Origin of the sequence: Clostridium cuniculi, assembly GCF_004353185.1 — a bacterium.
Taxonomy (GTDB): domain Bacteria; phylum Bacillota; class Clostridia; order Clostridiales; family Clostridiaceae; genus Clostridium; species Clostridium cuniculi.
This window is the reverse complement of sequence record NZ_SMUS01000055.1, coordinates 1-14,211: the sequence shown is the minus strand read 5'-3', so window position 1 is coordinate 14,211 and position 14,211 is coordinate 1. Positions and strand designations below refer to the sequence as shown.

Sequence of the window (14,211 nt, the reverse complement as noted above, 5' to 3'; positions counted from 1 at the left end):
CAAAGTGAAAATGTTTATCAAATTATATTATAATTTCGCTTTGTTTTATCATATTTTATGTTTTTAAAACAATTTTCTTCATTTTAAACATTTTTTAGAAAATATACTACAAATTTTATTTATTTCTTAGTATAATTAGTTAAAGAAAATAAAATTTAACATATGGTATTTAAGGGGGGAAAATGAAAAATTTTTTTAATAAATTACAAGATAAAATTCTAATAATTGATTATCATGGTAAAATTTTATTTTGTAATAAAATTTTATTAAATCAACTTCAGTACGAATTAGAAGATCTTGATAATATATATAACCTAATAATTAATCCCAAGATAAAATTTGATACTATAGACATTAATTATAATAAAGAATATATTGTAGATATATTAGCAAAGGATAATTCTTCAATACCCTTTAAATTAAATCTATCATCTAGTACTTTTAATAATTCTAATAGTATTTTAATTTTATTAACTGATATTACACCTAAGCACTTATTATCTGAAAATTTAGATGAAAACTTTAAATTTCGTACAAGGACTGAAAAAGAATTATCCTTTTTTTTAAAAACGGCCACTGATATAACTTCTATTATGTCTATTGATGGATCATTTATAAAAATTAATGATGGTTGGTATAATGTTTTAGGGTATACTTCAACAGAACTATTTTCAAGAAACTGGTATGATATTATTCATGAAAGTGATCTTGATATGATTAAATCTTTAATAAATAATAGTATAGTTTCTGAATCAATTTTAGAAGCTTGCACTAGAGTTATAGATAAGGACCATAATATTAAATGGATTCACTGGAGTTTTTCTTATATAGAAAAAGAAAATATTATTATAACCACCGGAAGAGATATAACTGAAGAAAAAAAATTAGAATTAGAAAAAAAACTTATAGAAGAAGCTCTTCAAGTTGAAAGTATAAAAAATGAGTTTTTTGCTAATATATCACATGAATTTAAAACTCCATTAAATATAATTCTAGCAAGTTTACAAATTATACGTCAAAATCTAAATAACAATAATATAATCATTGCTGATGGTTTCAATTTTAATAAATACCTTGCTTCTATTAAACAAAATTCTTATAGACTATTAAGATTAGCTAATAATCTTATAGATATTACTAAAATAGATACAGGTCATTATGAAATTCACAAAAAAAACTGTAATATAATTTCAATAATAGAAGATATAACTCTTTCTGTTGCTCAATATGTTAACGATAAGAATATAGAATTATTATTTGATACGTCAGTTGAAGAACTTATTATTTGTTGTGATCCTGATAAAATTGAAAGAATAATGCTAAATCTTTTATCAAATGCAGTAAAATATACGAATCCTAATGGTTGTATTAATGTAAATATAGATACTACTGATACTAATGTTATAATTTCTGTTAAAGATACAGGAATTGGAATATCTAAAGAAAATCAATCTATAATCTTTGAAAGATTTATGCAAGTAGATGATACACTTACAAGGAAATGTGAAGGTAGTGGAATTGGTCTTTCTTTAGTTAAATCCTTAGTAGAAATGCATGGTGGTAAAATTGCAGTTTATAGTATTGAAGATGTAGGCTCAGAATTTACCTTTACATTACCTAAAACTATTATACCTAATTCTAAAATTATATATAGTCTTGATGATTCTAGCCATTCTAAAGTTGAAAAATGTAACATAGAATTTTCTGATATTTATGCACTATAGAAATTAATATATTAACTTTAATTCAAGATTGATTTTAAAACCAACCTTGAATTAAAAGTTAATAATCTATTCTATTTTTTAATTTTACTTTTCATTTCACTCTCCTTATTTTAAGTAATATATTTTCTTTATATGTTAACCATTATTTTTATTATTAATAAAAAATAACAGAATACAAATTGCACTCTGTTATAATTATATCTATATATTATTTTAATATCCCTTGTATACAGCAATTGCTCTTACTAAGCTTGCTTCCCCTTCAATTTTTAATGGTTGTGCAAATATTTGTATTTCCTCATTATACAATAATTTATTTAAATTTGTTAAGTTCTCTAAAATAAATATCTCATTTTCAAATAATTTTTTATGAATCTTAAATTCACCATTATCAGGTGAAGGCATATCTATACCTAACATCTTAATTTTCTTTTTAATTAAAAGTTCTGCAAACTCTTCACTAATTATAGGATGATTTGTATAATATTCTTTTTTACCATAAAAGCTATCCCATCCAGTAAATAATAAAACTATATCATTTTCTTTTATATCTCTATAATATTCCTCTTTTATTCCTATTACTTTTTCACCACGTACATCTAGCAATACTGCATTACCAATGAATTTATCTATTGAATATTCAGAAATGAATTTTTTATTTTTGCACATATGTAGAGGTGCATCTATATGAGTACCTACATGCATAGATGTAAAAAATGAGTATAAATTAAATCCATCTTTTTCATAATCCTTTTCTTTATTTGAATGCAGCTCCATATCTCCTGGATAAACAGGCATTTCGCTTTTTATATCATAAGATAAATCAACATACTTCATAAGTTCCCACGTTCTCCCTTTTGTTTAATTATATTAATAATTTTACCCACCCTTTGTTTGTTTATTTTATCATATTTCATATTTAATCACAATGAATTCCTTTAAATTTTTGGAAAATTTTCAATTTATATACATTTCTTAATTTATATATTATCTTTCTCCTGTGCTTCCAAAACCACCACGATCAATATTATTAAAAAATTCTACTTCCTCAAATTCTATTTCTGGCATTACTTCCATAATTCTAAATTGCCCTATTTTATCACCTTTTTTTATCCAAGTTCCATTTTCATCTTTAGCTTGTAAGCAATATACTGGCATATGCCATTGATCATTATCACCTATATATGTATCATCAACAACTCCTACACTATTTGTTTGAATTATTCCCCAAGTTTTAAATGTTGAACTTCTTGGTGCTAAATGTCCTTCCCATCCTTTTGGTAACTCTAATGCAAATCCTAACGGTACCATTGCTCTATCATTTAAAGGCACAAATATATCTTTATTTGCATAAACATCTATCCAATTTCCTTTACTAATTTTTTTTAATTTAGTTGCACCATCAAAATACTTTATTTTTATCTTCATAACTTAAAACCTCATTTCTTTCGTTTAAAATTATTTTATCATATTTTTATTTATGTAAAATAATTTATTGACCATTTCTCTATTTATAAACTAGAGTTAGAATATTTAACTTGTTAATATACTCTAACTCTATAATCAACACTTACTATTTTATCATTTTTAAACTATTTTGAATATTTTTTTATTTTATTAACTACAATAATACTTTCTTCTAATAAATCTTTATTAATAGTTACTTCATTCCATTGAATATATGTTGGCTTTTCAAAATACTTTCTATTTATTATCTCTATAACCCTATAACTTCCCGCTGGTAAATCATCAAATACTACAATTCCATTTGTATCTGTTAACTTTGAACTTACTAATTTAGGTGACAGTCCATTTAGTGCATAAAGATTTATTTTAGCTTCTGATATAGCCTTACCCGTTCTATCTCCTAACCTTACACCAACTGTAATTTTTCCTCTTATACGCTGTTCAGTATATTCATCATTTTTTTCTATTCTATTATTTTTATTTCTTGATACTGATTTATTTTTTCTATTTGATTCTAAATTGTTATTGCGCTTTATAGACTTACTATCAGTTGATGTTTTGTTATTAATATAATTTTCAACCTTATCATCATCTAATAATGTTGCACCTTGAATTTCAATACTGAATCCATTATCTAAATTGTATCTATTAGTTTCTTCATGTTTAATCCCTCTGTTTTGAGTTTCATTATATACTACTTCATCTTTTTTTACTGTTTCTGTTTTTACATCAATTATAGGAACATTCTCTTTTGATAATGCTCCATTTCCTACTATTGTATCTTTATCAATTGATTTATACTCTGCATCTAAATCGCTATCAAAATCATCATATATCCTGATACGCATAAAAACCTCCTAAAAGCATATATTTACATAATACGCAATTGGAAGTTTTTTTGTGATAAAAATATTTATTTTTAAATCATTTCTTTAATAACTTCAAATTTTTCTGGTTTGCTAAAATAATACCCTTGTGCTACATCACACTTCATTTTATTCAAATAGCCTAATTGTTCCTTAGTTTCTACTCCTTCAGCTACTACCTTCAAATTTAAACTATGTGAAAGTTTTATTATACTCTCTGCGATATACTCACTTTTTTCATCTACACCTATTCCATCCACAAAACTTTTATCTATCTTTAATACATCTATAGGGAGTCTTTTTAAATAACTTAAAGAAGAATATCCTGTTCCAAAATCATCTAATGCAATAGATACACCTAATCTTTTAAGTTCTATTAATAATTCAATATTCTTTACAACTGATTGCATAATAACACCTTCTGTTATTTCAAATTCTATATACTCTGGAGGTATATTATACTTCTCTAACATTTCTGAAACAAAACTAATAAATCCTTCTTCTCTTAATTGTATATCTGATATATTAATTGCTATATTAAACTTTGACTTAGTACTACAACATAACTCACTACATTTTTTAAAGCTTTCTTCAATAATATATTTTCCTAAATCTATTATTAATCCACTATTCTCAGCTATTGGTATAAATTCTGCCGGAGATATAAATCCTAATTCATTATTTACCCATCTAACTAAGGCTTCAAATCCATTTACCTTTTCACCTTTAATTGATATTTTAGGCTGAAAAACCATAAAAATTTCATTGTTTTCAATAGCAGTTCTTAATGCCTTCTCAATTTCATACTGTCTTTTTAATATATTTGATATCTCAACATCAAAAAACTTATATCTATTTTTTCCTTCCTCTTTAGCTTTATGCATTGCCATATCAGCTGTTTTTAATAAGATATCTAATCTATCCGCATCTTTAGGATATATACTAACTCCAATACTAATTGTGCAGTATATTTTTTTATTATTAATCTCAAATGGCTTTCTAACTTTTAGTAATAGTTCATCTAAAAATTCATTTATTTCTTTCTCATTAATAATATTTGAAAAAGCAATAACAAATTCATCTCCACCAAATCTTGCAAATGTCTGTCTTCCATCTAGAATATTTTCTATTCTCTCACACAACTTTAAAAGTATCTCATCCCCTATTTCATGACCATATGTATCATTAATATTTTTAAAATTATCAATATCAAAAAAAATAATTCCTAATTGGCTTTTACAATTTGAATTATTGTTAATTAACTCTTGAAACTTTTCTGTAAACATTTTTCTATTTGGTATACCAGTAATATCATCATAATAACTCATAAAGTGAACCTTTTGTTCACTATTTTTTTCATTAGTAATATTCATTATCACTCCAGATAAACTATATATATCATCACTAATACTGCCTTTACCCTTATACTCTATATGCATTATTTCTCCATTGGCAGTTTTAATTGAATATCTCATATTACTATTAATACACATTCTATTATAACAAATACCATCAAAATATGATTTAACTCTTTTTAAATCGCTTTCAACAATATATTCATACCACTGTTCTAAAGTAATTCTATCTTTTTCTAATCCTAATAGTTCTTTTATTTTGTTAGAAACATATACTCTCTCACTTTTATCATCCCATATCCAAATAGCTCCATTCATTGCTTCTATAGATAAAGCATATCCTTGCTTATATTGTTTGTATTCATTATCAATTTTTTGTATTTTATTCATATATTTTTGTATAATAAGCCCTAAAATACAAATTATTATAATCATTATACTTTCTGATAATTTAATTTTACTTTTGTAACTATCTATAAGTGCAAATATTATTATAAATACCACAATAAATTTACTTAATCTATAGAATCTACTGTCGTATGATCTTCTAACACTCATTTCTTCCTCCAACGTTCTATATTTCTACTTAATTGTATCATAAATATGAAAATTTATACATAAAATTAGCTCAATTATTCTAATATATTATATTAATTTTGTAAATACTATAATCGTATTGCATATCAAGGGGATCTTTGTAGAATATATTTATAGAAAAGAGGATTTTACTTATGAGAAAACTTTTATCAAATTTAATTATTTTTACGCTTTTAGCATTATTAGCTTATCCACAATTAAATACCTATAGTGAAGATGGTAATAAAAAAGATGCTCCTAAGAAGGTTGTATATTTAACTTTTGATGATGCTCCTGGAGGAGATGTAACAGTAAAAACCTTAGATATATTAAAAGAAGAGAATGTACCTGCTACTTTCTTCATCATTGGTGAACAAATAAAAGGTCAAGAAGATATAATTTTAAGAATGAAAAATGAAGGTCATAGCATAGGATTACATAGTTTTACTCATGAAAGATCTAAATTATATAGCTGTACTTCAGGTTTTATTAATGAAATGAAGCAAGTTCAAAAAGCTCTTTACGATGTTACAGGGGAAAATTACTATATATTAAGATTTCCTTTTGGAACAAATAATAGTACATATAGATTAACTAACGAAATGGTAAATGCAGTTCATTCAAATAACTTTAAAATTTATGATTGGACTCAAGATACTCTAGATGGTGCTAATCCAAACTCATCTCCTGATACTATATTAAATAGAGCAATATCAACCCAAGATAATGTTGTTGTTTTAATGCACAATGCTCATGCTAACAAGAATACTTCACAGGCTATAAGAGGAATTATTAAATATTATAAGAATCAAGGATATACCTTTGATAAAATAACTGTAGATACCCCTGAAATATATCATGTTCTGAAGAAGTAATAAAAAAATATTATGAAGGAATATTTTCAATTAAGAAATTAAGTTTGAAATAGCTCTTCGCTAGTTCAAAAAATTAAGAGTTGCATTTGCCAACATTAAGAGCAGTCTACTAGTTAGGAAAAATAAGTTTGAAACTTATTTTTCCTTTAATTTTTTGATGTTTATGATATCAAACCCTTAATTTATTTATACTAGCGAAGCCAAGATTAATTATCTTTAGTGTTTTCTTTATTTTTCTTATCATTTATTAAAGTTGCTACTAATGCAGTTGATGCCGCTAATACAACTGCTAGCTTTCCTATATTTTTTATTTTCATTATCTTCCCTCTACTTAAACTCAAAATTTTTAGTATAATTATACATCAGTATAATTAATTAGTAAATTACTTAAATTGATTTATGTCACTATGATATGTATATCCAGCACTTTTCAACTTTTCTTCTATTAAATCTCTGCTGATATCCATATCGTCACAATAACTGTCTAAATTGGAATAAAAGTCTCTAAGTTTCATATTAATCATACTTACTAATATATTGGGATCCATTTTTAATAATACTTCTCTATCCATCATTTCCTCCATCTTATACTTATTTCTTTAATAATTGTAACATATTAAATATATATACTCATAATTTTTTATATAAAATTAAGCTAAAGTACATATTTTATGCACTTTAGCTTAATTCATAAATTTATTTTATTATTATTTGTACCTATTTATTTTTTCCAACACTATTTACTTCTGGCACTCTTGCAGCCATAGGTTTTTTAGGACCTTTAAAATGATCATTTTCCCAAGTTGCTCTTTGACCTTTTTTAGCCATAATATCACCTCCACTAAATACTATATATTTAGTATTAGCAAGATAGCTTGTTTTATTCTAGCTAAAATATACAATCAATAATACTTGTTATTTGTTTTTTGGTGTATCTGGATCTAAGAATGAATATTTTTCTCCATCCTTTTCCCACCCTAAAATTGAATTCATATTTACATTTGCAGCTGACTTAAATATTGATTTATCAACATCATTAAAATTCTTCTTTAGTTCTGCAATTAAAGCTTTAATTTCATGTCTCTTATTACCTATTTTTTCTGCTGCAACCATACATGCACAATTTAATGGCCAAAGTCCTGTATACTTAATAAATCTTTTAATAGCTTCTTCTTCTATATAATAAAGAGGTCTAATTAACTCTATTCCCTCAAAGTTATCAGCTTTTAATTTAGGTAACATTGTTTTAAAGTTTCCTGCATAAAGTACATTCAACATTGTTGTTTCTATTACATCATTATAATGATGTCCAAGTGCTAACTTATTACACCCAAGTTCTCTTGCTTTATTATATAGTGAACCTCTTCTCATTCTTGCACAAAGATAACAAGGATAATCCTTTGCCTTTTCATCTATTATTTCAAATATTTTTGATTCATATATATGTACTGGAATATTTAAGTGTTCACAATTTTCTATAAGTAAATCTTTAATTTGTGGATGATATCCAGGATCCATTGCTATAAACTCAACTTCAAAATTTACTTGCCCATGCTTTTTTAACTCTTGAAATAACTTTGCCATAAGTAAAGAATCTTTACCTCCAGATATGGCAACAGCTATTCTATCCCCTTCTTCAATAAGCTGATAGTCCTTAACAGCCTTTATAAACTTAGACCAAATTGGTTTTCTATATCTCTTAACTATACTTCTTTCTATTTCCTCAAGAGTTTTTTTAGCTTCTTCTGGAACTATTCTTTCGCATCCATGACCTGCTATACTACTCATAATTATCACCTCATATTTTTAATAACAAAATCAATTTTACTTAAATTATAAAATAAAAGCAACTATTTGATTACTTTCCCTTAATAAACAATAGTAGGTAAGTCAATTCTTCTTTAACATACCTACTACGATATAACATTATTATCTATAAATAATTTCTCCAAGACCTGGAACATGATCAAATTCTATTTTAGAGTTTTTATAAGTAAATTCTATACCATCTATCCATTCACCAGTATAATTTTTCTGTAATAATGTTGTTATTAAAGTATACTCAGTTATACTTCCACCTGCAGAACCAGCAAAATAATTATTAATCCAATTTACTCCTTCATATTTATCAAAAGTAATATCTGTAGCATTATTTCCTAATTCATCTAAATTAAATAAAGCTATTTTCTTTCCTTCTATATTATCAATTTTAACAAATTCAATTGGTAAACTATCAAATACCTTTTCACTTAATTCCTTTGATAACTTTTCTATCTTTTCTTCTAATGATGACTCTTCATCTACCTCAACTGTTCCTACAATTACTTGCTCATCTGTATTTAAATCTTTTGAATACAATAACATTTCTATAGTCTTTGTTGATTCTTGATTATCTACATTATCATCATTTTCTATTTTCTCTACATTGTCCTCTTTTTTATTATCATTAGATTGTTGAGTATCTAAATTTTCTGATACAATATTAGAATTATTATCCACTGATACATTTTTCTCTGCACATCCTACTACTCCAAATGCAACACAAGATATTACTATAGCTGCTAATATTTTTCTCAACCTTATACTTCTCATAATCTTCCTCCAAGCTGTCTATCGTCTTATTTAAAATTGAAACCTACATCATTTGCAAAATGTGAATCTGAACCATAAATCATTTTTACATTATTTTTTATTGCTATTTCATAAAATTCTCCACTAGGATATGTCTCTCCACAAAACTCTTTTCTTAAACCTGCTGTATTATAATCAATTTCATAATTTCTTTTATTTATTTCATCTATAATTTCTTGAAATAATTTTGTATTAGAATAATCAATTGGATACTTTTTATTAAATATCCTAATAAGAGTTGGATGACCTATCCTTTTTGGCTTAAATATTCCTAAATTGCTTTTTATTGATTTCAATACTGTATTATAATATAAATTATATATTTTTTCTACATTTCCTATATTTTTTAATAATTCTTCAAAAGATTCAATACAATCGAAACTATAATACTTACCTTCATAAATACCAATATGTGTTGATAAAATTGCATCATCTAACAAATCTCCATATTTATTAAGCATTTTTATAGTAAATTCTTCATATCCTTCTAAATAATCTACTTCTAAACCAACATTTATCTTTATTTTATCTTTATATTTATCCTTATAATACTTTGCTTCCTTTATATATTTATTCATATGCTCAATACTTGGAGAAGCACTCTCTAAAAAACCATCTCCCATACCTTCTATTACTATATCCTCAGGCATTGTCATATGTTCTGTAAATGTTATTTCCTCAATTCCTCTATTAATAGCATTCTCTAAATACTCCTCAAAGCTATCATTACTTCCATGAGGACAATAATGACTGTGAACGTGTCCATCTCTTCTTTTATTCATAATACCCTCCTAATTTAATTTCGTATAAATATATAATGAATTTATTTATTAATAATAAGACGTTTATTAAATTCACCTAAAGTAAATACTTCTACATTTAAATCTTTTGCCATTTCTAAAACCTTATTAATTTGTAAACTAGGTTGATACACTAGTATATCTGTATTTTCGTCTATATTATTTACTATAGTTCCACCATTTAATTTAATACTTCTAATTATTCTTTCTCTAGCGGCATCATTACTTATAAATAATGTAATATTTTTTCTTAAAATATTTATTCCAATCATTTCTTCATTTCCTAAGTCTATATTTAAAGTATCATCTATTTCAATTTGTTCTTTTTTAATTTTTCCTTCTAATATATCTTTAAAATCAGAAATAGTAATTATGTCACAACCTAAAATTTTTGCTTTCCTTAACTTACTACCTGGCTTTTCACCAACAATTAATATATCACATTTTTTAGTTACAAGACTATCTACATTAGCTCCTGCTTGTCTTCCTAAGCGCATTAATTCTCCTCTAACTAAAAATCCTCTTCCTGTGAATACGATATTTTTTCCTCCTAATACTTCTCTTGCTGATTGAAAATTTAAATTTTTATAGTCTATTCTTTCTTGCATTTATATATCATTCCTCAACTAAAAATATAAAAGTAACTTTTATTTATCCTTTGTTAATATCATTATGTATTATAAAAATATTTAATTTCTATTATATCACTTATTAATTATAAAAAATACTAACATAATTTAATCTAAAATAATTCTTATATATTTAAAATGATTTTAAAATTTATTGAAAAAGAATGCTATGAAATCTACAAATTTTTATAACTGAAAAAATTTTTTAAAGTTTTTTTCAAAAAACTATGTCAACTTTCCATAATATTCATAGTATATATTATAAAAATTAATTAGGAGGAATATCATTATGAGAAATAACTATAATAATAATGAATATGATTACGAAAATTCTGATAGATGCAAAAACAAGAAGGAACAAAAAAATAAGTGTAAGAAAAATGACTATGACTATGAAAGTTCTGACAAATGTAAAAATAAAAAGGAACAAAAAAATAAATGTAAAAAAAATGAATATGATTATGAAAGTTCTGACGAATGTAAAAAAGAAGAAAGAAAGAAATGTAAGGATAATGAATATGATTATGAAAATTCTGACAAGTGTAAAAAACAAAAGAAGCAAACTCATGTTCATGAATTCGAAGGTTCAACAATGTTTGCAGAAGAATGTGAAGATAGACACAACCATCGTTTTGCCGGAGTTACAGGTGAAGCTATAAGAAAAGGAAATTCACATGTTCACAAACTAGCTACTAATACAGATTTCGTAGATCATCACCATGAAATTTGCGATACTACTGGACCTGCAATAAATGTTGGTAATGGAAAACACGTTCATCTTGTAAAGGGTTATACTACTTGCAGAGATGGTCATCGCCATGAATATATTTTTGCAACTTTAATAGAAGCACCTACAGTAGACGAAAAAGAATCTGACTGTTAGTTACTATTACTAATATCTATGATAAAATAGCACAATATAATTTATAAAAATACAGTAGGCTATTTAAAGATAGCCTACTGTTTCAACATATATTTAAACTTTAACTTTGTGTGATTAAAAGACATAACTTGTCCGTTTAAATATAAATTTAATTACTCAACTAAAATATTATACCATAGCTTTTTCTCTATTCTAATATCTTGTTCAAAATTAAAGAAATCATCTTTATCATATTTCTCTTTTATCTTCTTTAAAAGTCTAGAATTTTCTCCATAATATTCTTCTTCATAATTATCTATTTCTGCACATGGAAAATTAACAAATGATCCTTTTGTTATTGATTTTATGTACTTTAATTTTTCTACTACCCAACTTCTATTTATTGGTGCATACTTTGCATCTTCCCATACAGATTGAAATCCTAATATAAAGTTTGCATCTCTATGATAAAATGCAGTACTATCCTTTTTAACCTCTTTTATAACTCCACCTAACCCGTAAAATGTAATTGCAGTATAAACAGCACCTTCAGCTCTTTCTTCTATTAAATTTAAAAGTTCTGTAATTTCTTCTCTAGTATAATCTCTATATACAAAATTTCCTGAACTTTTATATCTTTCATATTCTGGATGACTATCTTGTATTATTCTATTGGCTTCAAGAACAGTCATATATTCCAAACTATAAGTACCTGTAGTAACTATATCTCTTATAGGTTTTAAAACATCATTAGCAAGCTTTTTATCTCCATAGACTAATCCAGTTATTTTTACCCCTCTACCTTTTTCACTTGAATTATAAATAGCCATTTTAAAATTAGCCCTTTTATCTAAAATTTTATATTTCTCTTGCCACGCTTCTACGAGACTTATATTTTCTTCAAAGTCAATATTAGTAAAATCAATATTAACCAATGTTACCATTTCTATTTTAGGTGGTAAATTAAATGTCATAGATGTTACTATACCAAAGTTTCCTCCACCACATCCTCTTAAAGCCCAAAATAAATCTTCATTTACATCCTTATTACAAACTATTAAGTTTCCATTGCTATCAATTAATTCTGCTTCTACTAATCTGTCACAGCCTAACCCTAAAAGCCTAGCAGAATATCCCCATCCTCCACCTAAAGTGAAAGCCACTGCACCAACCGTCGGACAACCTCCTCCTGGAAATGGATATCCCATTTTCCCTGTTGCTTCATAAAGCTCTCTATTGCGCGTTCCTCCTTGAATCTTTACAGTTTCATTTTTTTCATCTATATAAATTTTATTCATTTTACTAATATCAATAACTACTATATCATTGCCAGTTGAATATCCTTCATAATGATGACGTCCACTTCTTATTCTTATTGAAAGTGAATTATTTTTAGCAAATATTATTGCATTTCTAATATCCTCCTCTGTTTCGCAGTACACGATTACTAGTGGATACTTCTCTATAGCCCTATTCCAAGCTTTTCTCTCTTCTTCATACTCAAAATCATCCTTAGTAATTATCTCTCCAGTTAATCCTCTATAATCAAAGTTAATCATTTTTTCACCTCACCAATGTTTCTTTCTAATATGTAAATAACTTTATATTATTTATCAATATCAATTCTTATCCATACATTTGATAATATCATAACTCAAAGACTCTTTTCTATAATATCTAAATATTTTAATTCAAAATGACAAAAAGCCAACAAATTAATTGTCAGCTATAATTGTAAAATCTAAAAAACTTAAAATACATTTCACACCGATTTATCAATAAAATCTTTAACTTCTTTTTTACCATTGAGAATTATCACAGTTTTATCATTATATTTCTTTAATTTTTCTAATATTTCTGGTTTAACTTTTTTATTGTAAGTAAGTATCCATTTAAAAAATTCAAAATCTATACCTTCTGGACATCCTTCAGCCATATCAGGACGACTTTTCCCCTTATACATTATCCTACGCTTAATAGCTCTATACAGACATAAATATGTTGACATATTTATAAAAATTATTGTATCAGCTCTTTCGGCCCTCATATCTAAAGTTCTAATATAATTCCCATCAACTATCCATTTATCCTTATTTACTAACTTCTTAAGCTTAATATCAAATTCTTCCTGTGGTGTTTCAATCCATCCTCTATTCCAAAAAATTTTATCTAGATGATATACTGGTATATTTAATTTATCAGAAAGCTTGCGTGAAAAAGTTGATTTTCCTGCCCCTCCACAACCTATAACAATTATCCTCTTCATAAAATTAACACCCCCACTATAAATTTTACCATAAATAAATATCCACCAGCTAAGCTGGTGGTTTTTCATAAGCCCTATAAGGGCAAATTGCTAGCTTGCGTCTTAAGACGCATAAATGGTCCAGCAGCCGCATTTTATTTTACTTGCTACCCTTAAAAGG

General features: G+C 25.8%; 13 protein-coding genes and 1 pseudogene. 3 read left to right on the top strand and 11 right to left on the bottom strand.

The window, feature by feature from the left end; genetic code table 11:
* Positions 1-182: 182 nt before the first annotated feature.
* Positions 183-1,724 (top strand): sensor histidine kinase, encoded by a 1,542-nt coding sequence (locus EJJ37_RS18300; RefSeq protein WP_133016907.1) that lies wholly within the window; start codon positions 183-185, stop codon positions 1,722-1,724.
* Between the two features lie 213 nt (positions 1,725-1,937).
* Here EJJ37_RS18300 and EJJ37_RS18295 read toward each other — a convergent pair whose 3' ends face one another.
* From EJJ37_RS18295 to EJJ37_RS18280, 4 genes are all read right to left on the bottom strand, one after another.
* Positions 1,938-2,561, bottom strand: coding sequence for a cyclase family protein (locus EJJ37_RS18295; RefSeq protein WP_133016906.1), 624 nt, complete (start codon positions 2,559-2,561; stop codon positions 1,938-1,940).
* Between the two features lie 150 nt (positions 2,562-2,711).
* Entirely contained in the window at positions 2,712-3,152 is a 441-nt protein-coding gene (locus EJJ37_RS18290; protein ID WP_133016905.1) for a dUTP diphosphatase, read from the bottom strand.
* Positions 3,153-3,316: 164 nt separating this feature from the next.
* Entirely contained in the window at positions 3,317-4,039 is a 723-nt protein-coding gene (locus EJJ37_RS18285; RefSeq protein WP_133016904.1) for a prealbumin-like fold domain-containing protein, read from the bottom strand.
* Between the two features lie 71 nt (positions 4,040-4,110).
* On the bottom strand, positions 4,111-5,970 hold the full coding sequence (locus EJJ37_RS18280) for an EAL domain-containing protein (RefSeq protein ID WP_133016903.1): 1,860 nt from the start codon (positions 5,968-5,970) through the stop codon (positions 4,111-4,113).
* Between the two features lie 173 nt (positions 5,971-6,143).
* On the opposite strand from EJJ37_RS18280, the gene EJJ37_RS18275 reads away from it, so the two are divergent.
* Positions 6,144-6,863 carry a polysaccharide deacetylase family protein gene (locus EJJ37_RS18275; protein WP_133016902.1) on the top strand — a complete coding sequence of 240 codons (720 nt, stop codon included), beginning with the start codon at positions 6,144-6,146 and terminating at the stop codon, positions 6,861-6,863.
* Positions 6,864-7,246: 383 nt separating this feature from the next.
* Here EJJ37_RS18275 and EJJ37_RS18270 read toward each other — a convergent pair whose 3' ends face one another.
* From EJJ37_RS18270 to EJJ37_RS18250, 5 genes are all read right to left on the bottom strand, one after another.
* The gene (locus tag EJJ37_RS18270; protein WP_133016901.1) at positions 7,247-7,435 is read right to left on the bottom strand and encodes a DUF4250 domain-containing protein; all 189 of its coding nucleotides are present in this window, start codon (positions 7,433-7,435) and stop codon (positions 7,247-7,249) included.
* A 343-nt stretch (positions 7,436-7,778) separates the two neighbouring features.
* Positions 7,779-8,651, bottom strand: coding sequence for a tRNA 2-thiocytidine biosynthesis TtcA family protein (locus tag EJJ37_RS18265; RefSeq protein WP_133016900.1), 873 nt, complete (start codon positions 8,649-8,651; stop codon positions 7,779-7,781).
* A 141-nt stretch (positions 8,652-8,792) separates the two neighbouring features.
* The gene (locus EJJ37_RS18260; protein ID WP_133016899.1) at positions 8,793-9,455 is read right to left on the bottom strand and encodes a hypothetical protein; all 663 of its coding nucleotides are present in this window, start codon (positions 9,453-9,455) and stop codon (positions 8,793-8,795) included.
* A 26-nt stretch (positions 9,456-9,481) separates the two neighbouring features.
* A complete protein-coding gene (hisJ, locus tag EJJ37_RS18255; RefSeq protein WP_133016898.1) occupies positions 9,482-10,276 on the bottom strand; it encodes a histidinol-phosphatase HisJ in 795 nt (264 codons plus the stop codon).
* A gap of 41 nt (positions 10,277-10,317) precedes the next feature.
* A complete protein-coding gene (locus EJJ37_RS18250; protein WP_133016897.1) occupies positions 10,318-10,902 on the bottom strand; it encodes a BRCT domain-containing protein in 585 nt (194 codons plus the stop codon).
* 577 nt (positions 10,903-11,479) lie between these two features.
* Here EJJ37_RS18250 and EJJ37_RS20940 point away from each other — a divergent pair.
* Positions 11,480-11,806, top strand: a pseudogene (locus tag EJJ37_RS20940) (YmaF family protein); the annotation flags it as partial.
* A 152-nt stretch (positions 11,807-11,958) separates the two neighbouring features.
* On the opposite strand, the gene EJJ37_RS18240 reads toward EJJ37_RS20940, so the two are convergent.
* Positions 11,959-13,344: an FAD-binding oxidoreductase gene (locus tag EJJ37_RS18240; protein WP_133016895.1), complete on the bottom strand. Its 1,386-nt coding sequence runs from the start codon at positions 13,342-13,344 to the stop codon at positions 11,959-11,961.
* A 203-nt stretch (positions 13,345-13,547) separates the two neighbouring features.
* Positions 13,548-14,051, bottom strand: a complete 504-nt coding sequence (locus EJJ37_RS18235) for a DNA topology modulation protein (RefSeq protein ID WP_133016894.1) — start codon at positions 14,049-14,051, stop codon at positions 13,548-13,550.
* Positions 14,052-14,211: the final 160 nt, after the last annotated feature.

Excerpts from the sequence above, each read along its gene's own strand:
- EJJ37_RS18270 (WP_133016901.1), bottom strand. The coding sequence starts at position 7,435 with ATGGATAGAGAAGTATTATTAAAAATGGATCCCAATATATTAGTAAGT.
- EJJ37_RS18240 (WP_133016895.1), bottom strand. The coding sequence starts at position 13,344 with ATGATTAACTTTGATTATAGAGGATTAACTGGAGAGATAATTACTAAG.
- EJJ37_RS18295 (WP_133016906.1), bottom strand. The coding sequence starts at position 2,561 with ATGAAGTATGTTGATTTATCTTATGATATAAAAAGCGAAATGCCTGTT.
- EJJ37_RS18235 (WP_133016894.1), bottom strand. The coding sequence starts at position 14,051 with ATGAAGAGGATAATTGTTATAGGTTGTGGAGGGGCAGGAAAATCAACT.
- EJJ37_RS18275 (WP_133016902.1), top strand. The coding sequence starts at position 6,144 with ATGAGAAAACTTTTATCAAATTTAATTATTTTTACGCTTTTAGCATTA.
- EJJ37_RS18250 (WP_133016897.1), bottom strand. The coding sequence starts at position 10,902 with ATGCAAGAAAGAATAGACTATAAAAATTTAAATTTTCAATCAGCAAGA.
- EJJ37_RS18285 (WP_133016904.1), bottom strand. The coding sequence starts at position 4,039 with ATGCGTATCAGGATATATGATGATTTTGATAGCGATTTAGATGCAGAG.
- EJJ37_RS18260 (WP_133016899.1), bottom strand. The coding sequence starts at position 9,455 with ATGAGAAGTATAAGGTTGAGAAAAATATTAGCAGCTATAGTAATATCT.
- EJJ37_RS18300 (WP_133016907.1), top strand. The coding sequence starts at position 183 with ATGAAAAATTTTTTTAATAAATTACAAGATAAAATTCTAATAATTGAT.
- EJJ37_RS18280 (WP_133016903.1), bottom strand. The coding sequence starts at position 5,970 with ATGAGTGTTAGAAGATCATACGACAGTAGATTCTATAGATTAAGTAAA.
- EJJ37_RS18290 (WP_133016905.1), bottom strand. The coding sequence starts at position 3,152 with ATGAAGATAAAAATAAAGTATTTTGATGGTGCAACTAAATTAAAAAAA.
- EJJ37_RS18265 (WP_133016900.1), bottom strand. The coding sequence starts at position 8,651 with ATGAGTAGTATAGCAGGTCATGGATGCGAAAGAATAGTTCCAGAAGAA.
- hisJ (WP_133016898.1), bottom strand. The coding sequence starts at position 10,276 with ATGAATAAAAGAAGAGATGGACACGTTCACAGTCATTATTGTCCTCAT.